Source organism: Ferruginibacter sp. HRS2-29 (assembly GCF_024343615.1).
Classification (GTDB): Bacteria; Bacteroidota; Bacteroidia; order Chitinophagales; family Chitinophagaceae; genus Ferruginibacter.
In genome coordinates this window covers 85,409-111,997 of sequence record NZ_RJUB01000125.1, presented here as the reverse complement: position 1 = coordinate 111,997, position 26,589 = coordinate 85,409, and the positions used below count along the sequence as shown (strand labels likewise).

Annotated in this window: 3 protein-coding genes; 2 read left to right on the top strand and 1 reads right to left on the bottom strand. The window is 47.8% G+C overall.

Going from position 1 to position 26,589, the window contains the following annotated elements:
- Positions 1 to 1,115: 1,115 nt before the first annotated feature.
- Positions 1,116 to 14,669 carry a fibronectin type III domain-containing protein gene (locus EGI32_RS13240; RefSeq protein WP_255155842.1) on the top strand — a complete coding sequence of 4,518 codons (13,554 nt, stop codon included), beginning with the start codon at positions 1,116 to 1,118 and terminating at the stop codon, positions 14,667 to 14,669.
- Positions 14,670 to 15,000: 331 nt separating this feature from the next.
- Here EGI32_RS13240 and EGI32_RS13235 read toward each other — a convergent pair whose 3' ends face one another.
- Complete coding sequence (locus EGI32_RS13235; protein WP_255155841.1) at positions 15,001 to 15,624, bottom strand: hypothetical protein; 624 nt, start codon at positions 15,622 to 15,624, stop codon at positions 15,001 to 15,003.
- A 543-nt stretch (positions 15,625 to 16,167) separates the two neighbouring features.
- Here EGI32_RS13235 and EGI32_RS13230 point away from each other — a divergent pair.
- Positions 16,168 to 26,406, top strand: a complete 10,239-nt coding sequence (locus EGI32_RS13230) for a LamG-like jellyroll fold domain-containing protein (protein ID WP_255155840.1) — start codon at positions 16,168 to 16,170, stop codon at positions 26,404 to 26,406.
- Positions 26,407 to 26,589 lie beyond the last annotated feature (183 nt).

Below are 26,589 nucleotides of genomic sequence, written 5' to 3'. Positions count from 1 at the left end.
ACTACACTTACTTAAAGGTTGGAGATTTTTATCCCGTAGGGACATTTTATCGGTAGACAATTTTTGTCGTCATCGTAATTCGTACCGTAGGTACGATTTGTGTTGATGCAAGCACAAACCGTACCTACGGCACGGAATGAAACTAATGTTGATTTTTCTACCGATAAAATGTCCCTACGGGACAAGCAACTGCAATTTTCAGGTGTTTAGTGGAAACTTTTAACAGCACCATGCATTGCTTACTTATCCCTTTTTATCTTCATTCATTATACTTTAAGAGATGCTTCCATCCTGGCCTGCATTTTTTAAGAGCAAAATCTGGTCGGGGAGGCCGTATTAGTTATCCAGCCGAATGAGGATTGATTTCGGCACATCCAAACCCGGCACCCGTTGATCACTGTTGTAAATTCCGTTTTTCTGAAAATTTTGATTTTTGAAATTTTGGCTTTCGTAACCAATTTTTTTTGAGGTACCGGGGTGGGTACGCTATCGTACCCGGGCAGGATGCTCAAAAAAAATTGGTTACGAAAGCCCGATTTTTAAAAAGTGACTTTTTCGGTTTTTCATATTTTTTGCTGCTGTCGTGGCGGGGTATAATAGTTGGATGTGGTTTTTTGAACTTTCCGGTTTATACTTTAAAATTTTATATCCTATGTTAAAATGTATGAACGGCTAACCTGGTTTTTCAAATTACCGCAGTTTTTCGGGCTCCGCTCTTCCGGCATCATTTTCAATACGCCTGACGAAAATCATGATGTTTTATGCGGGTTTGTGCGGTTTTTGCGTAAGTCTACGTGTTTTGTAGAGTTTATACTACAGGGTCTTCACGAGATATTAACATTTCTAAATAATTATTTTATTGTTAAAAAATTATCAACTATTTTCATCGCTTCAATACAATATCCTCTCCAAAATCTTACTGCTTTTCCCCTTTAGATGACATCCGTATAACCGTGTACCAGGCTTCACAATGTATGCCTTTGTGTGGCTGGTACCGTATTGCTGTCTTATGAAAAAAACAAAAATTTAATAGATTTTATATGAAGAAATTTTACACTGCTGTTGTAAATAGAACTGCTTTTACTTCCGGAAATTTTCAATCAAACAAATATTTTATGCGTAAACTTTACGTGTTGTTGATTTCGTTTTTTGCCCTTATAAGTACTTTGAATGCGCAAACGATTAGTGCTACAACTTATCCGTTTGCCGCTTCGTCGGGAGCTACGCTTCAGGATATGTCTACTGGTACAACTCAGTTGGTTGCTGCTAATAGTGACGATGGTACTGCAGGACTAACAAATATCGGATTCGATTTTTGGTATGTCGGCGTTCGCTATACCCAATTTGATGCAGGTGCTAATGGCCTTGTTAGAATGGGAACAGCAATTACGACAGGGAGCTCCAATTACACAAATAGTCTTGCTTCCACTAATCAGGCGCCAGTGATAGCCCCATATTGGGATGACCTTTATAGCGGAGCAACAACGGGTAAGGTACACTACAAAGTTGTAGGCACAGCCCCTAACAGGATACTTGTAATCGAGTGGAAAAACATGCAGGTTCCGAGGGTTGGTGCCAGCACAGCGGGTGCTGCAACTTTCCAGGCGTGGCTATATGAAACAACTGGAAAGATCGAATATTATTATGGGGCTGGTATGGCTACCAACAGTGCCAATAGTGGTGCTTCGATCGGTCTTGGCAATTCCGCGACAGTTTTTGCAAGTGTAACATTAAATGCGACATCCGCATCCTCCACCGTAAACTACGCAACTGTTAATAATGCAAATACTATTGCTATAACCTCCGGCACAAAATTCACCTTTACACCTGCTATACCAGGAAATCCCGGTGCTCTTACTTTTTCCAACATTGGTTTAACCTCCATGACGCTGAATTGGTCAGACAACGCGACGAACGAAGTTGGTTATGTTGTTTACAAATCTACTGATGGAGTGAACTACGTTTTCGAGAAACAAATTGCTGCAAACTCAACCTCAACTAGCGTAACAGGTTTAAGTCCGGCGACCCTCTACTATTGGAAAGTTTATGCGGTAACCGAAGGTGCACTGTCCAATACTCCGGTATCAGGCTCCCAATCTACTTCATCCTGCCCGTCGGGTGTGCAAACATTTACGATCGATAATACCTTGCCGTTAAGCGCAACGAATTTTCCGTCATTTACATCTGCTATCACTTATTTGAATAGTCTTAACAGCTGTACTCCTTCGGGAACGATAACTTTTAATGTAACAGCAGGGCAAACCTTTGCTGAAAGCAGTATCCCCTTCATCGTAACCAGCGGAACTGCAACTTTCCCGGTTATCTTTCAGAAAGCGGGCGCTGGTGCCAATCCCATCATAAGTTCAGCCGGTTCTACAGGTACAGAATCTGCAATTGGGATAAACGGTGCTGATTACATCACTTTTGATGGTATTAACATTTCCGCATCAGGCTCCACCCTTGAATATGGCTTTTACATTCAAAACGTTTCGGCTACCAATGGTGCACAAAACAATACCATTAAGAACAGTGTCATCACTCTTAACCGGGCAAACACATTGTCAATAGGCATCATTCAGCTTACCAATGCGGCACCTACAAATGCAACAGGAGCCAACTCCGGTAATAAATTCTATAACCTTACGATCACAAATGCAAATGCCGGTATTTTGTTAAACGGCCTTGCAGGATTTCCGGATATAGGTTGTGAGATCGGTACTACTTCATGTGCGTTGAGGAACAGCATCGGTGATCCTGCGGTAACCAATGATATTACCAATACACTTACCGGTGCAGGTACGGGAGCGTATGGTATCCGAATGATAAACCAATCAGGATTTAAAGTTTTTAATAACGATATTTCTAACATCTCTACCAGTGGGGCCAACTCAGTTGTGGACGGTATCTTTATTGATAACGGTTCTGCAAGTGTGGCTCTCGGTACAAGCGAAGTTTATAATAATAAGATCAACAGTGTTTATAACACAAACACAGGTACCAATGCCAATAACATAACAAGAGGTATCCGTATAAACAATAACGCCCAGGCCGGAACGATCACCAGGGTGTACAACAACTTTATCGGCGGTATTCAAAGCGCCAGTACCAATACCACACTTACCACCCGAAGGATCATCGGGCTTTCGCTACAACCTGCCGGAGGTGGTGGAGCATCATCCATTTATGCGGAATTTAATACGGTAAGAATTGCGGCAACAAACCTTGCTTTATCAAATACCTGTCTGGAGATCGGCGTAGCTTCAGGCCCTATCTTCAGGGTTCGGAATAATATATTAGCCAACGTAACAGCTGCCCAGTCAGGTAATGCTAAACACTACACCTGGGTATCTACTTCAGCCAGTGCAATTGGCGCTGCCGGAAGCCTGTCTAACTACAATGACCTTTACGTCCTTAATACGAATGGTTTTGTGGGTCTGGGAAATGCAACCGACTATGCAACGCTTGCTAACTGGCAGACTGCCACTTCGAACGATGCGAACTCTGTTTCCGTAGATCCCTTATTCGTTTCCACAACAGATCTGCATGCCGGTTCTCCTTTGTTAAACGGAGCTGCTGATCCAAACTATGCAACCAACACATCGTGGGTTACCACGGATATCGATTGCGCTCCCAGGAATACGGCCACAGATATTGGCGCAGATGAATATGACGTTTCAGGTTGCGCAGGTACACCATCTGCCGGAACTATTTCTGCAAGTGTACTGACATTAACCTGCTCAGGGTCTTCCCAATTGGGAGGAACAGGGCAGACCTTGCTTGACGGTATCACTTACCAATGGGAAGTAGCTCCCGATGTAGCAGGGGCCCCGGGTACTTTTGCTGCTATCGGTGGCGCTACCACTAGTCCCTACACCGTTACAGGTATCACGGCTACAACATGGTATCGCCTGGTGGTGACTTGTGCGAATGGCGGAGCAACAGCCACATCATCTAATGTAAAAATCACTGTAAATGCTCCAACCGCCGGTACTGCATCTGCATCCTTACCATCAAGATGTACCGGACAGACAACTGTTCTGAGTTCAACAGGCTTTACCGCATCTGGTGTTAACTGGCAGTGGCAGGTTTCGGGCACACCAGGAGGCCCTTACACCAATGTAACCGGTGGAACCGGTGCTACCACTACTTCTTACACAACGGGAGCTCTTGCTGCCGGCACATATTATTATGTGTTGCAGGGAACCTGCGCAGCAGGTTCTGCAACGCCGGTACTGTCAAATGAAGTAACTGTTACCGTAAATGCATTACCAACAGTAGGTGTTACTCCTCCTTCAGCTACCTATTGCATCGGCGGTTCGGCAATTGCTTTAACAGCAACAGGAGCCAGCACCTATGCATGGTCGCCAGCCACTGGATTGAGTGCAGCTACCGGGGCGAACGTAAATGCCAGCCCTATCGCTACTACCACTTATACTGTTACAGGTACTGATGGAAATGGTTGCCAGGGTACTGCAACTTCTGTAATAACAGCAGCAGCAACGCCAACGAACGTTGTTGCGACAGCAACACCAACAGCGGTGTGCAGCGGATCAACGACTTCACTTTCCGCTACGGCAAGTGCACCTAATACGGCAGCATTACCCAGTGCTTATATCTTTACCGGGGCCGCAGGAACGTATTCCGCAATTTCGGGAACAGCTGTAGCCGGTGCGATAGGCGATGATGTTGGAGTTGGAAACCTCCCGATCGGTTTTACTTTTATTTATAATGGAATTGCGCAGACTGTCTTTGGCGTTTCTTCGAATGGTTTGATACAATTGGGCAATACCAGTGCAACGTTTACTGGCCTTTCTTCAAATGTACTGGCAAGTACCGCAAATACAATTGCACCGCTTTGGGAAGATAATAATACCACCGGCGGTAGCGTACAATACACTACAACCGGTGCAGCGGGCAGCAGGATATTAACCGTTCAGTGGACGGGTATGCACGTAGGGGGCAGTGGTGGTTCCTCCCAGCCTACCATTAACCTTCAGGTAAAACTCTATGAAAATACGGGGGTTGTACAGTTTGTTTATGGTGCAACCAGTGCAGCATTTACCAGTACAACTGCAAGTATAGGTATCACAGGTAATTCTGGAAATTATTTAAGTCTTACGCCTGCAAATCCAGCCAGCAGTTCAACTGTTTCATCTAGCTCCGAAAATACCACGGTATCCTCAGCTACTAATTTCCCTACAGGAACAACTTATACATTTACACCGCCATCTGCAACGCTTACTTATTCATGGGCGCCATCAGGAAGTGTGGTAAATCCATCGAATCAGACAACATTAACTAATCCGTTGTCAAGCCCTACATTGTTTACTGTGACTGCCAGCAACGCAGGTTGTACTGCACAGGGTACGGTGAATGTAGCGGTAAATCCGTTGCCCCCTGCCACAACCGATAACGGAACATTACCCAATCAATGTGGCGTACCTACCTACACAGTTACTGCTGTTGGCGGGGCAACCAGTTATTTCTGGTATACAGTTGCTTCCGGCGGTACGCCAGTTGCTACTACAGCAGGGCCTACATATTCCTATACAGGCTATACACCAGGATCTACTAATACATTATACATATCTTATAGCAACGGAACCTGCGAAAGCGACAGGGTTATGATCTCTGTCAACAGTACTACAGCACCGGCATTGACGATTTCACAAACAGGCACGGTACAAACTTGTTCGGGCAGGATCGAAACACTCAGCGTGACTTCTACATTAAGTGATTATTCAACTTTTATATGGTCTCCTTCCACGAACCTGTATACCGATGCGGCAGCAACAATCGCTTATACCGGCACCAGTGCAACTACCGTATATTATAAAAGAGCTACTGCAACAGCAGGGGAAGTCATTACTTTAAATGCTTCTAACTCCGTATCCGGTTGTTCAAACGCAGTAACGGTTACGTTTGCGGTAAATAGCAACCCGATCATTCTTTCTGCAACCGCAACACCTAACCCGATCTGTAGCGGCAGCACTTTAACTTTGACAGGTACAAGTGCCTCAGGTATTGCAGCAGGTAATAGTACATCTATTGGCACCGGCACTACACTGACAACTGCGAACGGTGTGGAACCGACTGCATTTAACAACCGTTATTCCCAATACTGGAGCCAGTCGGTATATACTGCAGCGGAGTTACAAGCCGCAGGGCTTGTTGCAGGAAATATTACTGCACTGACCTTTAACATTACTACCAACGGTGATGCAACAACGAACGCCAATTACTCCATCAGGATCGGCACCACCGCCGGCGCCACCGTTACTGCATTTACTACAACAGGGTTGACAACGGTATATGGCCCGGTTACCCAATCACATTCGGTTGGATTGAACACAATTACTTTATCTACCCCTTATCCATGGGATGGTGTATCAAACATCATTGTGGATGTAAGGCACGACGGAGCAAATTCTACAAATAATGCCATTACATACTACACAGCTACAGCAGGTAATACTATTATAACAGCTGTAACAACCACTGCGTCGGGAACAACATCGGTGCAGGCATTGGTGGCCAGTGCATCTGTTACACCGGCATTATCTACAAAACGATTGAATATCGTATTCGCCGGCCAGGTAGGAACTATCAACACAGGTTCCCTCAACTGGAGTTGGTCGGATGGGGCTGCAACCGTATTGAGTTCAGCATCCGGAACAGTAATTCCAACTAACGTGACCGGATCTCCGATTAATATTACCTACACAGCCACCGCTACCGATCCGACAACAACTTGTAGCAGCACATTGTCGGCAAGTGCCGTATTGGTAAACCCGCTTCCAACGGTACCAACGACCGTTGCCACCGGACTTACTGCAACAGGAACAGGCTTTACCACCATCAATGGCAGCTTTACCGCTGCTCCTGCTCCTGTACCAACAGGGTACCTGGTAGTAAGAACCACAACTGGTGCACCACAGCCTAACCCTTCAGGAACATACACTGTTGGAACAAGTGGTATAGGATATATTGAATATGTAAATACTACCCCGGGATCATGGACCTCCACTGGCCTTACTGCCGGAACAGGTTACGATTACTGGGTATTCTCTTATAATAGCAACAGCTGTGGTATTCTTTATTCTGCTACGGCTGCAACAACAACCGGTACCACATTGACCTGTCCTACTTATTCAGGCAGCATTACCGTTGGCGCAACAGGAACGTTCACCAACCTTACAAATGCCATCAGCAGCCTGTTAACGTGCGGATATACAGGAAATATTGTGCTGGAACTACAATCAGATTATTCAAGCGCAGGCGAAACCTTCCCGATCACTTTCCCGATCGCTTTAGGAGCCTCTGCGGCTAAAACAATTACCGTAAGGCCGGCCGCAGGTGTTACTGCTTCTATTGCAGGCTCAAGCACTGTTGCGATCATCAAGATCAATGGTGCCGATTATATCACCATCGATGGTAGCAACAACGGCACAACGACACGTGACCTTACAGTAGCAAACTCAAGCACCGGAACCAGCAGCACAGTGATCTGGCTTGCCAGCACCACAGCTCCCGACGGTGCTACTAATAATACCATCAAAAACCTGATCGTTACCGGTAATGGTTCGGCAACAACATTCGGTGGTATCATGAGTACTGCAGCTACTCTAGGCAACCAGGCTGATATTTCAAACAGCAATAATACTTACCAGAATAACCTGATTACCGGCGCTTATTACGGTATCGGGATCGCCGGTATGGCAACGACAATGGATGCAAACAACACTGTAGCCAACAACCTGATAGGTTCAACTGTTGCGGCTGGTAAGATCGGTTTGAACGGTATCTTCGCCTCCAACCAGTCGAACGTGAATATTTCAGGCAATACTGTTTTTGGAGTAACAACAAATGTTACCAATCTTGCGGGTATATTATTATCCGGAGCCTATTCCAACGGTATCGTTGCCAACAACAAAGTGAGTGACATTAAAAACTCAGCAGCCCAACAGGCTTTTGGTATCCAGCTGTCTTCTTCTACTGCAGCATCTAACCTGACAGTATACAACAATATGATCTTTGATGTATCGTGTACAGGAACCAACGGTAACCTGGCACGCGGTGCCCATGGTATTGCGATCCTCACTGGTGGCGGCTACAAACTTTATTATAATACCGTTAACCTGAACACCGATCAGGGCGGAACAACTGCCGTCAACGCAGCTCTTTATGTAGCGGCATCCATAACCGGCCTGGACGTACAGAATAACATCCTGATGAACAGCATGCCGTCTGCAAGTACGCGTTATGCGATCTATTCCGCATCTGCCAATACGGCTTTCACAACGATCGATTATAACGATTACGTTTCTTCGGGTGCGGCCCTCGGGTACATCGGAAGCGCCCGTACAGACCTGGCGGCTATCATCGCCGGTTTCTCGCAAAATGCAAATTCAGTGAATATCACCCCGGTATTCGTTTCAACAACCGATATGCATCTTGCTCCTGCTTCCAACTCATTACTGGATGATAAAGGCAGCCCGGTTATGACAGGTTTTACCACGGATATAGATGGCGAAACTAGGCCTTGGTCTGGCAGCACCAGGACAGATATGGGCGCTGATGAAATATTTGTTCCGCTCGTTGCGGATGGAGGTATCTCCGCAATCACATTTCCGGCAGCTTTCTGCCCGGGTGTAACAAACGTATCAGTGACAGTTACCAACTTCGGTTCGGTACCACTAACGAGCGTGAAAGTAGACTGGTCTGTAAACGGCGCTCCACAACCACAGTTTGACCCGGGTGTGATCGCTATACCGGTAGGGGGAACTGCCACTTACGTTGTAGGCACGTTCAATTTCCTTGCGGCAACGGTATATACCATCACGGCTTCTACCACATTGCCAAACAATTCTACTGATGCCAATACAACAAACGATGCGCTTACGATAAACAATGTAACACCAGGTTTGTCCGGCACTTACACAGTAGGGGCAGGGCAGAACTTCACAACGCTTACTGCGGCAGTAGCGGCTTATAATGCAAGACCTATCTGCGGGCCGGTAACATTCCTGTTGAAAGATGCAGCGTATGCAGAAACTGCTATCAACATCAATGCGAATACTGGCGCAAGCGCAACCAACACACTTACCATCAAACCTGATGCTGGTGTGAATGCAACTGTTTCCGGTACTATCAATAACAATGGTATCATCAAACTCAACGGTGCCGATTATATCATCATCGATGGTTCGAATAACGGTACTACTTCTAAAAACCTTACGTTCCTCAACTCCAGTGGTAATGCGAATTCTTCTGTGATCTGGATCGCTTCTACAGCATCAGACGGGGCAACGAACAATGTGGTGAAAAACAGCATCATCACTGGTGCGGCAACCGCCGGAGGCGCCGTGAACTACGGTATATTATCCGGCAGCGGAACTACTGTTGGTAATGCTGCGCAAACCGCCAATTCCAATAATATTATACAAAATAACACGGTGATCAAAGCTAACAATGGTATATACGCACGAGGTAATACCGCTGCGCCTTATAACGAAAACTGGGTGATCACCGGAAATACGGTGGGTTCGTTAACGGCCGCTGAATACGTTGTTTCAACGGGGATCGTTGCAGAAAATATGAGTAATGTGCAGATCTCTGAAAACATAGTGACAGGTGTAGTTGTACCAAACAATGCCAATAATGCCGATGGTATTACACTTACAGGTTCGATCGCGGGTGGTAGCGTTTTCAACAACAAGATCAGCAATGTGCGTCAGAATGGAACAAGCACTTTCGGGTATGCAGGACGGGGCCTTGTGTTATCAGCCACCACTACTACTGGAACACCTTTGATATACAACAACTTCATTGCTGATATTTCCGCATATGGTTATGACGGTTACATCACTGCAATGGGGCTTTACGTGTCAGGTGGCGGCGGGTACAGGATCTACCACAATAGTGTTTCTCTTTCAACCCCATTAACAGTAACTACGAGTGATGCAACCGCATTTTATGTTGCAGGATCTGTAACTGGCGGTGTACTGGATGTGCGCAATAATATTTTTAGCAACACTATGTCTGCAGGCAGTGGGTATACCTTTGCTATCGGTAGTAATGCTTCGGCTTCGGCTTACGGTAATTTAGATTACAATGACTATTCATGTACCGGTGCAAACCTGGGCTTCACTCCTTCTGTAACTGCACAAACACTTGCAGATATCCAGACCGGCCTTGGACAAAATACCCATTCGATTTCGATAGCTCCTGTGTTTGTATCAGCTACTGATCTTCATCTTGTACCGGCGTCTAATTTGTTCCTTGGAGATCAAGGGGTAGTTCTTCCGGCAGTTACAGTAGATATAGATAACGACACCCGCCCATTAGGCGCCAGCACAGTACCTGATATGGGTGCGGATGAATATAACACGCCATTGTGTACAGGTGCATCGGGCGGAACGGCCACCGCTTCCACCACCACCATATGTAATTCCGGAACTGCCTTTATTTCTTCTGTCGGTTACTCCGGAGGCTTTGGTACAACTTATCAATGGCAATCATCTACCGATAACTTCGGTGCCGTGATCACCAATATTGGAACGGCTACCAATATTTATGCAAGCCTTATTACGCCGGTGATAAACGTAACAACCTATTTCAGGCTGAAAGTGATATGTCCAAATACTTCTTCAACAGCTTATTCAAATATTATCACTATCCAGGTAAACAACCCGGCATTTACAACTGCTCCGGCAGCTACCCCAACGGCGCAATGTGGCCCGGGTTCTGTAACACTTACTGCAACAGCAAGTGCGGGAGCAACGGTAAACTGGTTCACTACCGCTTCCGGCGGAACGTCTATCGGAACAGGTTCTCCATTGGTTATTCCAACGGTTAGTGCCACAACTACCTATTACGCTGCGGCAGAAGTAGCTTCACCTGTAACGGGAACAATTGGTATCGGTGAATACCTAGCTGAAGAAAGTTTAAACATCAGTCCATTTGATCATTACTACGGTGGTGAAAAATTACAATACCTCGTTCTTGCGTCAGAACTGACCGCAAGTGGTTTGTCTGCGGGCAACATCACCTCCCTTACATTTCATGTAAGTGGTAATGGGGGGATCTTGTACCAGGGCTTCAATGTGAGTATGGGTGCAACTGCATTGACGAATCTTACCAGCACGCCGGTAACAGGGTTAACATCTGTTTACTCAACAGTTGCCCCTGCGGGATTGACAACACCTTCAATCGGGAATTGTACCATTACATTCAGCACACCATACAACTGGGATGGCGTTTCTAATATTGTAGTTCAGACATGTTATTCCAACAACAATGGTGGAGGCCAGACAACAGACGTGTTAGCGGATTACGTAACATTTGACGCCACTAATTATTACAGGGCCGATAACTCTACTTCGGTATGTGCTGCAGCAACCGCCACATTAGGATTATATTCAGATGCACGTCCGCAGATGACTTTCGGCGGCCAGGGTAAATGTGCAAGCGCACGGGTGGGTGTAACGGCCACTATCAACCCTCAGCCTTCCGCAGTAACTATCGTTGCTTCCGGCTCTACTCCGATGAATTGCGGCGATATCAAAACGCTTACGGCCAGTGGAGGTATAACAAACGAAGTGGTTTCAATATTATCACAGGACTTCAATGCTCCAACCAATAACTGGACAACCACAAATCTATCTGCCGGTGGAACACCTGCAAATGCAGCCTGGACATTAAGGCCTGATGGCTATAGTTACTTTGATGCTACTTTTGGGGATACCTACGGACCTTATCACAGTAACGACAATTCACAGTTTTACCATACTAACAGTGACGCTCAGGGGTCGGGGGGTACTACTCAAACAATTCTGACGTCACCTGCCTTCAGCACCGTTGGGTTTGGAACAGCCAATCTCAGCTTCTACCACGCTTTCACAGATCCTTTCCTATCAGCTTCAGGAAGCGTACAGGTGTCGACTGACGGAGCAAACTGGACCAACGTAAAGGTTTATAACCTGGGCTCTGAAGGAACATACAGCAGTTTCGTACAGCAAACTTTTGCACTGACTGCTCCGTTCCTCAATCAGCCTACCGTATATGTGAGGTTTAAATTTGATGCAAGCTGGGATTATTTCTGGGCGATTGATAACGTGGTTATAAGTGGCAACCAAACCATACAACAACCAATCGTGTGGTCACCTACAGAAGGGTTATACACCGATGCAGCAGCCACGATACCATACACCGGCGGAAATGCCTCTGTAGTATACGCTGCGCCAACTGCCGCCACTACTACTTATCAGGCTACCGCAGCAACCCCCCTGCCGGCTAATTGCAACACTTTCGGATCAGTTACCGTAACTGTAAACCCGTCGGGTAACTGGGTAGGTAAAGGTGTTACCGGCGACTGGGAAGATATCGCTAACTGGTGCGGTGGTGTTAAACCAACGATCTCCACAGCAGTTTCTATCCCTGTGTTGAATGCAACACTCGTTGCAAATGGGACATTAAAATATCCTGAAGTAAAAAATGTTACCCCGGCCTTTGCGGGAAGCATCACCATCGCCGCAGGCGCAGCCAATCTCCTGATCAACAGTGGCGCTACTTTATCTGTTGCAGGAAACGTAGCCAGCAGTGGTACACTGACCAATAATGGTACCATCAGGCTGGTTGGTAACACCCTGCAGACATTCCCTGGTACAGGAACAATACCCGACATGTACAATCTTGAAATAGCGAATACGGGTGGAGCTGGTGCAGGTGTTAAACTCACGAAAGGATTCGGTATCACCAATGAGCTGAAACCAACCAGTGGTAACCTGGAACTCGATGCATTTGATATAGCTATCCGTTCAACATTGGCTGCTACAGCATACGTTTCAGAAGTGAAACCTGCGGCAAGCTTCAGTTATAACGGTATTGGCCGGTTCAGTGTAGAACGTTTCATCAACACAGGTAATACCGCAGGAGCGCACAGACGTACCTGGCAGTTCCTGTCAGTACCAACAACAACGGCGCCGTCTTCCACTGCTCAAACAATCAAAAGTGCATGGCAGGAAGGGGCTGCATCACCATCAGCCAACCCGGTAGCCGGTTACGGTACAAGGCTGTCAAGTAACAGGTTTGTGGCAGCAGGCGCGCCAAATGGTTTCGATGAAGGCCTTTCAACCGCAGGCCCTGGTATCAAAACTTACCGTGGAGATGTGGATGATTGGGACCAGGGGCCGCTCAATACCAATGAACCGATCGCAAACATCAAAGGATGGATGGTGTTCGTTCGTGGCGACAGGACTGTAACCGGATCGAGCGCACCAACTGCTCCGACTACCTTGCGTACAAGAGGCGCATTGTTTACAGGAACACAAACAGGTATCTCTATCAACCCTGAGAAATACGGATCAATAGGTAACCCTTACGCATCTGCTATCGATCTTACAAAAGTGGATACACTGAATGTTACCAATGAAGTATATGTATGGGATCCTACACTGGGCGACGGTTACTATGGTTTCGGCCGCTTCCGTACATTGACCAAAGTAGGAGATCATTATGAAGCCGTTCCATTCGGCGGAGCATATCCGGCGGGCATTTCGGATACTATTCAGTCCGGACAGGCCATCTTCTACAAGGCAAGGCCGGGTGCTGTTGCTACAATAGGCTTCAAGGAAACAGCGAAGTCATCCGGCAGCAGACTGGTTAACCGCGGTGGTTCAGAAGGGGAGTTGCTGACAGTAACACTTTCAAGCCTGCTTTACCCTGGTGCACCGGTATTGCTGGATGGCGCGGCAGCCATCTTCGGTAAGTTCTCCGGAAACGTAGACAGCGATGATGGTTTGAAAATTACGAACAGCAACGAAAACACCGGCTTCAGGAGAAACGGATCTCTGCTTGCAGTAGAACGCAGACCGGCACCGGTTAACAATGATACACTTCATCTTGATCTCAATGGTGCAAAACAACAGTCATACAACTGGAAGATAGCGCCAAGGAATATCGATGAACCCGGAAGGGCAGCATGGTTGATAGACAGGTTCCTGAATACAACCACCAGCATCAGCCTGACGGATACATCATCATACGATTTCGTAGTGAATAACAATGCGGCTTCTTATGCGCCGGACAGGTTCAAGATCGTGTTCAAAGTAAACGTGGTATTGCCGGTTACTATCACCGGCATATCCGCGGTACGCAATCCTGATCGCAGCATCAAAGTGAAATGGAGCGTTGAAAATGAACTCAACATCGATAAGTATGAGGTGGAACGTAGTGCAGATGGTATCCGTTTCAGCGGTATCATTACCACAGCAGCTACCAACAGCCGCAGCTACGCGAAAGATGACCTTAGCCCGCTGGCACAGGATAACTACTACCGTATCAAAGCTACCGGCAACAACGGCCAGGTACAATACAGCGCCATTGTGAAAGTAGCTCCGCTGAAATCCAACGGCCTGATCAGTGTTTATCCTAACCCGGTGGAAGGCAAAACCATCAACCTGCGCTTCACCGATATGACGGAAGGCAGCTACCAGCTACAACTTACCAACAAGCTCGGACAAGTGGTGTACAGCGGAATGGCTTCTGTAACCGCAGCCAGCTTCGTGAAGAACATCACCCTCAGCAAAGTAGTGACGGCAGGTACCTACCAGATGAAGATCGTGGATGCTGACGGTAAAGCTGTCAACATACAGGTGGTGGTTCAATAACATGTTTTTTCTTATGAGAAATTTAATACAATGGCGCAAACGCCCGGAGGTTAAAAAGCAAACCTCCGGGGTTTTTTCCTCCAACCCCGGAGCGTTTCACTGGCACAAACCCCGGAGGTTGAAAAGCAAAAACCTCCGGGGTTTTCTCTTCAACCCCGGAGCGTTTCAATGGCGCAAACGCCCGGAGGTTAAAAAGCAAACCTCCGGGGTTTTCCCTCCAACCCCGGAGCGTTTCACTGGCACAAACCCCGGAGGTTGAAAGCAAAAACCTCCGGGGGTTTTCTCTAACCCCGGAGGTTTCATTAGGACAGCACAACAAGTGAGAAATTTTCTACTCCATGATTTTCGCATCCTTTAAATAAATCGGTTGCTGATGATACTCAATATATCTCTGTACAGAGCCAAACCATTCGATTACCTGATCCCGCATTAGTAAGGTTGGTTTATTGGAAATGATAGCCTTATAAGAACTATAATGCCAGTCTTCTATATTTTTTACATAGCCATGATGAACAGCATTTTTATGTACATAAAAAAGGGTAGCGGTAAACTGTCTATCGGTTTCGACCCTGGCTCTTTTAAGATGATTCATAAATAGTGATCCGCTGCGTTCGTATTTTTTATTAAAAGATTTAGCATAACTGTTCAGGAAATTGGAAAATTGCCGGATAACAAAAGTATTCACCCAATTAGGAGTAGTGATGTCAGGTAATTTTTTATGCAGGTGCTTATAATGCCTGGAAAGAGTTTCTTCAGATTTTATCCTGAGTAAAAAATGAAAATGATTGGGTAGGAGAATATATGCGTATACATCGGCAATAGGCAGGATATATTTTCTAAACTTCCTCAGAAAAAAATCATAATTGTCAGGTTCTATAAAAATTTTTTCTCGGCCATTGGCCTTATTGAATACATGGTAGGAGGAATCTGCGAAGAAAATGTCTTGATGTTTCATATCAAATAAGGAGTAGTTGCTCCCAACTTGAAATTAATTCTATCCTGAAACCCAGGCAATGGAAAAACAACAGGCTTATTTGTTTTTTTTCTGCAAAACCTCCGGGGTTTTTCCTCCAACCCCGGAGTGTTTCAATGGCGCAAACGCCCGGAGGTTGAAAACAAACCTCCGGGGTTTTTCCTCCAACCCCGGAGCGTTTCAATGGCGCAAACTCCCGGAGGTTGAAAACAAACCTCCGGGGTTTTTCCTTCAACCCCGGAGCGTTTCACTGGCGCAAACCCCGGAGGTTGAAAGTAAACCTCCCGGGCTTTCACCACGAAACATTTCCACATTTACAATAATTATATTTTATGTCGTTTTATTGCGAAGCACCTGCTTCGACACTAACCTCTACATGTACATGTAGTTAAAAAACGAATAACCTGTAGTCTGTTTTTGAGATTTCACGGGTTTTACAGTACAGAATGAACCTACCGGTTAAAATGTTAAAACCCCGGTAAAATTTTTGTCGTAGTTGGATAGCTCTATCCAAATATCCATATTATGATAAAGAAATTTACGCTAACCGGCTTATTACTGGTAGCGATCATCGGAAGTTCAATCGCACAGTCGATCACTAATTACAGCTTTTCATCTGTTGCATCCGGAACTTTCACCCCCCTCAGTTCAACCAACACAGCCACGCTTACCGCCGGTACAGCGGATGAAGGTTATTACAACGCTATCCCGATCGGTTTCAGCTTCTGGTACATGGGTACCCGGTACACCACCGTATCGGCCAGTACCAATGGGTGGTTGAGTTTTGGTGCCGATATTACCAATGCCAGTCCTGCCAATAACCTGGCAACGGGCGGCACACCAAGGCCGTTGATCGCCCCCCTGTGGGACGACCTGACCCTTACGGCCACCAGCAATGTGAGTTACCTCACCACCGGTACCGCCCCCAACAGGGTATTTACCGTGCAGTATCTCAACGTGAAATGGGCCAATACAGCCAGTGCGGCCGTTGTTTCCTTCCAGGTAAGACTGACGGAAACCACCGGTAAGATCGATTTCATTTACCGGCCCGAAGCCGGAACACTCACTGCCGGTTCGGCATCAATAGGAATTGCGGCAACAGCTACCGGACCGGGTAGCTATTTGTCGTTGAATGGTTCTGGGGCTGTCAGCTCAACTGCTGAAACAAACAACCTTGCGGCAAAACCTGCCACCGGCCATTCATACAGCTTTACACCACCAGTGCCGAATGCACCGACAGCGCTCAGTTTTACTGCCGTTACTACAACAGGCATGACGCTGAACTGGACAGACAATGCGACCAACGAACGCGGGTTCATCATTTATAATTCGACGGATAACGTCAACTTTACCTATGTGGGACAGGTAGCAGCAGGTGCAACTTCCTCGGTACAATCCGGGTTGAATTACAATACCACTTACTACTGGAGGGTGCAGGCCATCAGCGAAGGCGGCGCCAGCGCTGCCGCAACAGGAAGCCAGGCAACCCCTTGTGTTACCCCCGCAGCACCTGCTGTGGTGAGCCCGGTAAATTATTGCCTCAACGCAACAGCCGTTCCTTTAACGGCAACCGGCAGCAACCTTTTATGGGGAGGGGGATCGGGCAGTGTAGGAGGTACCGCCAATCTGGCTACCACCACCTACATAGATAATTCATGGAATAATAAGAAAACAAACTTTACCACTTCCATCAATAATGTGACCATCACCTCGGTGGATTACTTTATTCCGGGAAATCAATCTGTATCAGGCCTCGTATTATCTATTTACAACAGTGCAGGAACTGTGGTGGCCACTTCAACCACCACTACCTCTGCTTCCGCAACGGCCGCTGGATTGAAAGTGACCAACGTGTTCAATTATACCATTCCAGCCGCGGGCAACTATAGCATAGGTGTTTCCGCAGGTATGGGTAATATCGGTGCGGATAATCCAGCCTTTCCAATCACGGAAGCGACAGGTACCATCAACGTAACCGGAACTGCTCCGGCGGGTGTAAGGATGTTCAACAACATCCAGTTCAACGCATCAGCAGCCGTTGCGCCAACACCATCTACCGCTGCAGCAGGATCGAAAAATTATTATGTAACCCAAACCGTAAACGGCTGCGTAAGCGCAGCAGCTACCATCGTTGTAAATGTAAACAGTGTGAGCACCTCGCAGGTACCCGTTACAGGCCAGGTAGCCAATCTGCCCTTCTCCGGCAACGCCAACGATGTATCGGGCAACCTCAATAATGGTGTATTGCAAAATGCGCCCACTGCAGTAACCGATCGGTTCGGGAATGCCGGCAAAGCCTACAGCTTCAACGGAAGTACGCAGTATATTTCTACCACCAAAAGTTATGCGAACCCGAATACATTTACGATTGCTATCTGGTTCAAAACTGCTACCGCCGGTGGTAGATTGATCGGTTTCGGTCGTGAACAAACGGGCCAGAGCGGACAGTATGATCGTCATATTTACATGAACAATTCCGGTCAGCTTTACTTCGGTGTTTATCCCAACCAGGTAGTGACCGTTAATTCTTCTGCATCCTACAATGATGATAAATGGCATCAGGCTGTAGCCACCCTGGGCGCTGGAGGTATGGCGCTTTATGTAGATGGCGCCCTGGTAGGTTCCAATGCTGCTACCACAACCGCGGAAAATTACACCGGCTGGTGGAGGATCGCTTACGACAATAACAACTCCTGGACCTCACAACCTGGCAATTTTTACTTTACCGGTACACTCGATGACGCATTGATCTACGACCGTGCATTGACCGCGTCGGAAGTAACCACCTTATACAATTCACCGGAAGGTGCAGGAAACAACGGCCCGGTGTGTGCCGGTTCTGCCTTGACCCTCAGCGGCGCTACCCTCAGCGGTGCTACCTATGCCTGGAGTGGCCCGAATGGTTTCACTTCCACACAACAAAACCCCATACTGACTTTCAATGCAGCTGCCGCCGGAACTTACACGCTGGTGGTAACTTCCAACGGATGCTCTGCCACTTCTTATACCAATGTAACCGCTACCACCACTGCGGGGCAATGGACAGGGAATACCAGCACCGACTGGGCCGATGGCTCCAACTGGTGTACGGGTGCAGTGCCAACGGCCACAACAAACGTGATCATAACGTCTACGGCTACACGCCAGCCAACGATCAGCTCCGCCGTGGTTTGCAATAACCTTACCATCAATGCCGGCGCTACTGTAACCACCACTGCTGCAGGTACGCTGAGCCTTTCAGGACTGCTGACGAACAATGGTACCATGGTCAACAACGGTACCACTGCTTTTGCAGGAACAAGCGGCCAGCAGACGTTTTCAGGCGTCGCAACCTTCAACCACATTACGGTGAACAATACCGCCGGTGTTTTATTACCTGCGGCCATTACAGCGGGCAATATCACACTCACAGCAGGTACTTTGAACGCGAATAATTTCAGCATAGATGTAAAAGGCAACTGGTTGAATAATGCATCTGCCTCGGCATTTACCGCAGGTACAGCCTCTGTAACTTTCACAGGTACTGCTGCGCAGACGATCGGCGGTACTTTTGAAACCAGCTTCAACACTGTAACCGCGGGCAACGTGGGCAGCACGATCACATTGACCAATAACATTAAAGTAGCCGGCAACCTCACCGTAGGTGGCGTGTTAGACCTCGCCGGTTTTACCGCTAACCGCAGTGCAGCCGGTGGTACTTTATATATCAACAATACCGGTTACCTGAAAATCGGGGGTACCAATACATTGCCATCCAACTACAATACCAATACCTTCCTTACAGCTTCTACAGTAGAATACGCCGGTACCAACCAGGCCATTTCTGCCCAGGCTTATGGTAACCTGGTGTTCAGCAGCTCGGCAGGCGCAGCGGTGAAATCCTCTGCAGCAAGCGCGTTCAGCACACAGGGCAATTTCACCATGAATAAAGGCGCGGGTACAAGCGTGAGCTTTACACCTTCGGCAAACCTCAGCATCGGCGGCAACGTACTGATCGGAGCATCCACCACCTTTAATGGCGGCAGCTACACCCATACCATCAATGGTAACTGGGTAAACAATGGTTTGTACAATGGTAATACCGGGACAGTAGTTTTTGCCGGGGCAAACAAAACGGTAAGTGGTGCTGCGGCAAACCAGAATTTCAACAGCATCACGATCTCCGCATCGGGAGTGGTATTCTTCGATGATGGTGGCCTCACCATGTCAGGAAACCTGCTGACCAGCGGTTCGGGCTCATTCACCCAACTGAGTGGAGGTACACTTACCATGACCGGTAACGGCGCTACGATCGCAGGTAATTCTATCAGCATCGACAATCTAACGGTAACGGGTAGCGGCAAGATCACTGCTTCCAGTTCACTTACCTTTACCGGCAACCTGAGCATGGTAAATGCTGTCAATACTTTCACCGGTGCTACCGGTACCACCATCATATTGAGTGGCGCTGCCAAAACCATTTCTGGTGCCGGTACAGCGGCTTTCCATACATTGAACATCACCGGTTCAAACATTGCTTCAGCAGGTTTCTCTATCGCTAACGGGCTGGTAGTAGACGGCACATTCTCTGCCACTGCCGGTACTGCAACCTTTACAGGAACTTCTACCCTGAGCGGCCGGGCTGATCTTTACACGATCGTGATCAATGGTACCAAACTGCAGCTTTCGGGTAACGCTACCCTGGGGGTGGCCAATACACTTACGCTCACAGCAGGTATTCTGGATGTTACCACATCGGTGCCCAACACAGTTAATTTTAACGGAGCTGCGCAAAATATCAACCCGATCACTTACAACAACCTGCTGTTGTCGAATGGCAATATCAAGACAGCTACTTCAGGGCTTACAGTAAACAGCAACCTGACCATCGCTGCATCCACCACATTTGCCGGGGGCAGCTATACACACAATATTTACAACGACTGGATCAACAACGGTACTTACAATGCAGGTACTTCTGTGGTTCGTTTTGCCGGGCCCAGCGGTTCAAACATCGGCGGTTCGAATGTTACCACCTTCAATGAACTGACGGCCGATAAATCAACTTTCACCACCTTATTGCTCTTGCAGAATGATGTGAATGCCGCTATCGTCAACATGACGAAAGGCCGCATAAATACCACAGCAGCGAGGACCATAACGATGACGAATACACGAACAGGTGCCGGCATCATCATCGGTAATATCAGGCGTACGCATTCATTTACAACCGGTGTGGATTACGCGTTTGAAGGTCCTTACAATACCATCAATTTCAGTTCGGTATCGGGAGTAAATAGTGTAACCGTAACCGTTACATTGGGCGCTGTCGCCGATTTCCCGTCAGGTGCTTCTGTCAACAGGCAGTACAATATCGTTATCCCTGCGGGAACCTATACTTCCGGCTTGCGCCTGCATTACGAAGATGATGAACTGAATGGTAACAGCGAGTCTTCTATGGGCTTATGGAGCAACCCTGCAACTGCCTGGTCGCCGGTGGGTGCCAGCACAGGCAATGATGCTACCAATAATTATGTAGAAAAAAACGGCCTTACCAGCATTGCCAGCCGCTGGACATTGTCGCAGGCCCCCAGCAATTTCATCTGGAGCGGTGTGATCGATAACCATTGGGACAAACCGGGCAACTGGAAATATGGCGGGGTGCCTTCTTCTATTATCCCTTCGCCAACAGATATCGTAGACCTCGGTATCGAATCTTTCACGAATCAACCCGTTATCAGTACAGCTGTAACGGTGAAGAATATCAACTTCGGAAGTGTAAAAGCAGTGAAGCTCTCTATGGCTTCGGGCGGCAGCCTTGCAACCGGTAACATCACCGGAACCTGGGCCACCGACGCTTCTCACGAGATCAATGCAGGTGCTCAGTCTGTAAACATCAACGGTAGCCTTGCATTGAGCGATGGCACTAACGGGCACAATATTGATCTCAGCATTTCTACCGGAACAGTTACTATTACCGGCGCGCTGGCCCAATCCGGAAATGCCTCTGTAACATTTTCCGGGAATGGTAAATTGCAGATCGGCAGCCATTATACTTATACCAATGGTACTTTTACCCCCGGTACAGGTACGGTAGAATTTAATGGCAGTACCAACCAGGGAGTGGCTCCTTTGACATACTATAACGTTACTATCAATAAAACAGCGGGAACAGCGCTGATGCAACGTAGCAATACCATTAATGGTAACCTGCTCGTCAGCAATGGCCAGGTGGAAAACGACAGTACCTGCAATGTGAGGGGAAATATAACCATCAATCCTGCCGGGGCTTTTGAAAATAATTACATCCTGCGGGTAGGGGGCAACTGGCTGAACAATGGTACATACAATGGCCATAGCGTGAATGTAATATTTGATGGCGCAGGTACACAAACCATTTCTTCCTCCACTTTCAATAACATCGAATTCAACAAACCGGTTGGTGCTGTAGCCGAACTGACAGGAGCAGTTACACTAACAGGAAACCTCGTAGGTAAATCCGGTACACTCGATACCAAATCGTTCTTCTTCAACAGGGATGCCATAGGTGGATCCGCCACCCTGTACGACAACGGTACACTCATCATCGCGGCAGATAATGCCCCGACCAGATTCTCCAACTATTTTCTTTCCGACGGAAGTACGGTGATCTTCAACGGAACCGGTACGCAGCATTTCGCTTTGCCGGGCATCACGTACGGTAACCTCATCTTCCGCAACAGCGGAACCAAGATCGTATACGTGCCGGTAACCGTAAATACAAAATTGACCATCGAAGCCGGAGCCACGCTGGAAGCGGGTTCCAATACCATCACCCTGAATGGTGACTGGCAGAATGATGGTACTTTCACACCGCAATCGAGTACCGTATTGTGGAATGGTATCAACAAAACCATCAGCGGTGTCACCACGTTCAACAAGGTAACCGTAGGGGGTAACTATAATGTGGTATCCAACGTAACATTCAACGACCTGCTTCTTGTAACTGCGGCGGGTGTACTTACTGCGCCTGCAGGATCGGTGAATACCGTGAAAGGTGATTTCACCAATAGCGGTGACATGTACCTGCTGGGTGAAACCATTTTTACAGGCACGCAATTGCAGACACTCAGTCTGCTGAATGCGGTGCGTACGTATGCTGTCACCATCACTTTCAACGGTAGCGTATCGCCGGTATTGCATTCTACCTCAGCGCCGCAATTCGCCATCCTGAACGTGAACAACACCGGTGGTGTAAACCCGAGTGTGGGCTGGACAATAATGTCGCAGCTGAACGTAGGTGCAGGGGCTTCTTTCAACGGTGGCGCATACATGCAAAACCTGCTGGGCAATCTTACCAACAATGGGGTGATCACCAGCAGCGGTATGTTCAACTTCATACCGGCCACCCCGGTCAACCTCAACTTCGGTACAGGTTTTACCAGTACAGGTACGGTGGTATTCGGCAGCACAGGGGCCATCACGCTGGCAGGTACACCGGGTGATTTTAATAATGTGATCATCAGCAACACGAACGCGGCGGGTATTACACCGGTTTCCAACTGGACGATGAATAACAACCTTACGGTAAATCCCGGAGCTGTCTTAAATGCAAACAGCAGGACGTTCAGGGTGAAAGGACATATCAAAAACACCGGTACCATCAACAGTGGAACATCTCTGTTCACACTCAGCGGTACGGGTACACAGGAAATATCTTCGGGCTCGCCGTTCAATTCTATCACCGTAAATAAAACCACCGGTGTAACGAACCTCCTTACCAACTTAACGATGGGCGGGCAGCTCACTTTCACCAAAGGTGTGATCGCAACAGGCGCTAATACCCTTATCCAGGCTGTTGGCGCTGCCATCAGCGGCGCTGCGCAAAACACAGGTTGGGTAAATGGTAAGTTGCAGAAAAATATCGCGACAGGCGCCACCAGCAAAACATTTGAAACAGGGGATGCTGCCAGCTACACACCGGTAACTACCAGCTTTGCTTCAGTAACAACAGCAGGCGACCTGGTGGCTTCAGCAACTCCGAATGAACATCCGGCTATCAATAGTTCTGATATCAATGGCAACCGCAGCGTGAACCGTTATTTCACGCTCACAAATAACGGTATCGCTTACACTACGGTGGACGTAACAGCCAACTTCGTTTCGGCGGATCTAGATCCCGGCGTTGTAATACTGGCGTTGGAAGTGCAGACATACAATGGCTCTTCCTGGACCAATGTGACCAGCACGAATAAAAATGCTACCAACATCAAAGCCACCGGCCTTACCACATTAGGGGATATCGCTATAGGGGAGATCTGTAATAAAGGAACCAGCATTTCTTATGGTACCACCACGTTCTGCAGCAACTCAGGAACTGCTTCCCCGGTAATCACCGGTACAACAGGTGGTGTATTTACTGCAGATGCGGGCATCACCATCAATGCCTCTACCGGCGTGGTGGATTTCTCCGGAACACCGGCAGGCACCTATAAAGTTTTTTACACCATCCCGGCAGGAGGCCAGTGCCGTGAATACCGTACTACCGCTACCATCAACGTAGGTACCGCTGGCACCTGGATCGGTGTGGCAGACGCAGACTGGAATAATCCTGGTAACTGGTCATGCGGTGGCGTGCCTGCAACAACAACGGATATTCATATCCCTGCAGGGCTTACCAACTACCCGGTTGTAAGCGGATCGCAGACGATGAATAATATCATAGTGGATGAGGGTGGAATGCTTACGCTTGGCGGGGGTACATTAACGGTCACGGGTACTATCAGCAGCGCCAGCGGCATCAACGCTGCCAACGGCACAATTAAACTGGGCGGTACGGCCAGCCAGACCATTCCGGTACATGCATTTGTAAACAACGCGGTGAAAAACCTCGTGCTGGCGAATACCAGCGCCAGTGGTGTGATCCTCGGCGGTGCAATGGATGTATACAACCTTGTTTCTTACGATGGTTCGAACATCAGGTTCACTACCAACGATAGCCTTACCATCAAATCAACAGCCGCCGGTACAGGGTCGGTAGGCAATACAACCGGCAACTACCTGTATGGTAAAGTGACGGTGGAAAGATATATCCCTTCGCACAAAGCATGGTACTTCTTATCGGTACCAACCAATACCACTCAAACGATCAAACAATCATGGCAGGAAAACTCCAGCGGCGCAGCTTCCAATCCTGTACCCGGATATGGTATACAGATCTCCGCGGGGGCACAGACAGGCTGGGCTGCAGCAGGATTTGACGCGAACGCGGCGAGCCCTTACATGAAAACATATGTACAGGCTACCGATGCCTGGACGGCAGTAACTGCTACCAACAGTGGTACTATCAAAAACAACATCGGTTACATGACCTTCATCAAAGGCGACCGTTCGGTAACAGGTACCATGCCGTCCACCTCCACTACAGTTCGTACCAAAGGTGAATTGTTTAGCGGCGATCAGCCACCGGTTCTGGTTGCACCCGGCAAATTTGGTACGGCAGGTAACCCTTATGCATCGGATATCGATCTGCGTGAAATATCCACCCGTGGCATCAAAGAATTCTTCTACCTGTGGGATCCGTTCCTCGGTGGGGCGGCAGGTTATGGCGGATACCAGGCGCTTTCCTTTGACGGTGTTGATTACAGGATCACTCCCGGTGGCGGTAGCTACGGCGCCGGAGGAACGGTGAACAACTATGTGGCCAGCGGTAATGCATTTTTTGTACAGGCGATGGAAAGCGGTGGCAGCCTTACTTTCAAAGAAAATGTAAAATCGGTTGAGGGGCCGCACAGCAGGGGCGGCAATGGTGCGCCATTGCCGGGTATACGGGTAACATTGAATACGGTTACTTCCGATACTACTTCTTACATCACAGATGGGGTGCTGGCCAACTTTGGCGATGCTTACAGCAACGCGGTAGACGAAAAAGACGCGATAAAAACACCGAATGTCGCGGAAAACCTTTCGCTTAAAACCAACAACAAATTACTGGTGGTGGAAAGAAGGCATACCATCGCACAGGCCGATACACTCAACCTTACCATCAGTGGAATGAAACAGGTGCGTTACAGTTTCGATATCACTGCCAACGATCTCGAAGCCAATGTGCTCAGGGGGTTCCTGGTCGATCGTTTCCTGAATACGACCACACCATTGAATATGGATGGATCGGTCACGGTAAATTTCACCGTAACATCTGCCCCGGCAAGTTATGTGAACGACCGTTTCAGGATCGTGTTCAACAGGATCACCGTATTGCCGGTAACATTTACCAGTGTAGCAGCCAACCGCAACAATGATAAGACCAACACCGTAACCTGGAAAGTGGCGACCGAAACCAACATGGAAAAATATGAAGTGGAACGCAGCAGCGATGGCAGCCGCTTCAGCTCTGTCGGTTACGTAACGGCTACAGGTAACAGCGCTTACTCAAGAAACGACATTGCCCCTTTGAACGGTGATAATTACTACCGCATCAAAGCCATCAGCCTCGGCGGCCACACTCAATACAGTTCTGTTGTAAAAGTGGCAGCCGTGAAACAGGCGGCATCCATCAGCGTGTATCCGAACCCGATAGTAAACAAAACAGCACAGCTACAGTTTACCAACCAGGAAAAAGGGAACTATACCATCGAGATCAGCAACAAGATCGGCCAGGTGGTCTACGCCGGCTCTGCAGTAGTTTCGGGCAATAGTTTCTCAAGAGCGGTAAGCCTTGGAGAAAGTACACCGGCAGGCGTCTATCAGCTGAAAGTGATCTCGGAAAGTGGCGCAGTGACTACTATGCAGATTGTAGTGGAGTAATTGATAATTGATAATTGAATAATGGATAATTAATAGTTAATAATTGACCGGAGCGAAGGCTCCGGTTTTTTTTTGAGTTGCCTGTTGATCGGTGTGCCTTTCGGTAAAGCCACCGGTATAACATCCAAAAGCTTTCCTAAACAGATATTGTTTTCATCTACACACAACTACATACTGCCTCAG

What these genes read in the sequence shown, in the direction of transcription:
- EGI32_RS13240 (WP_255155842.1), top strand. Translation starts at nt 1,116, where the DNA reads ATGCGTAAACTTTACGTGTTGTTGATTTCGTTTTTTGCCCTTATAAGT.
- EGI32_RS13230 (WP_255155840.1), top strand. Translation starts at nt 16,168, where the DNA reads ATGATAAAGAAATTTACGCTAACCGGCTTATTACTGGTAGCGATCATC.
- EGI32_RS13235 (WP_255155841.1), bottom strand. Translation starts at nt 15,624, where the DNA reads ATGAAACATCAAGACATTTTCTTCGCAGATTCCTCCTACCATGTATTC.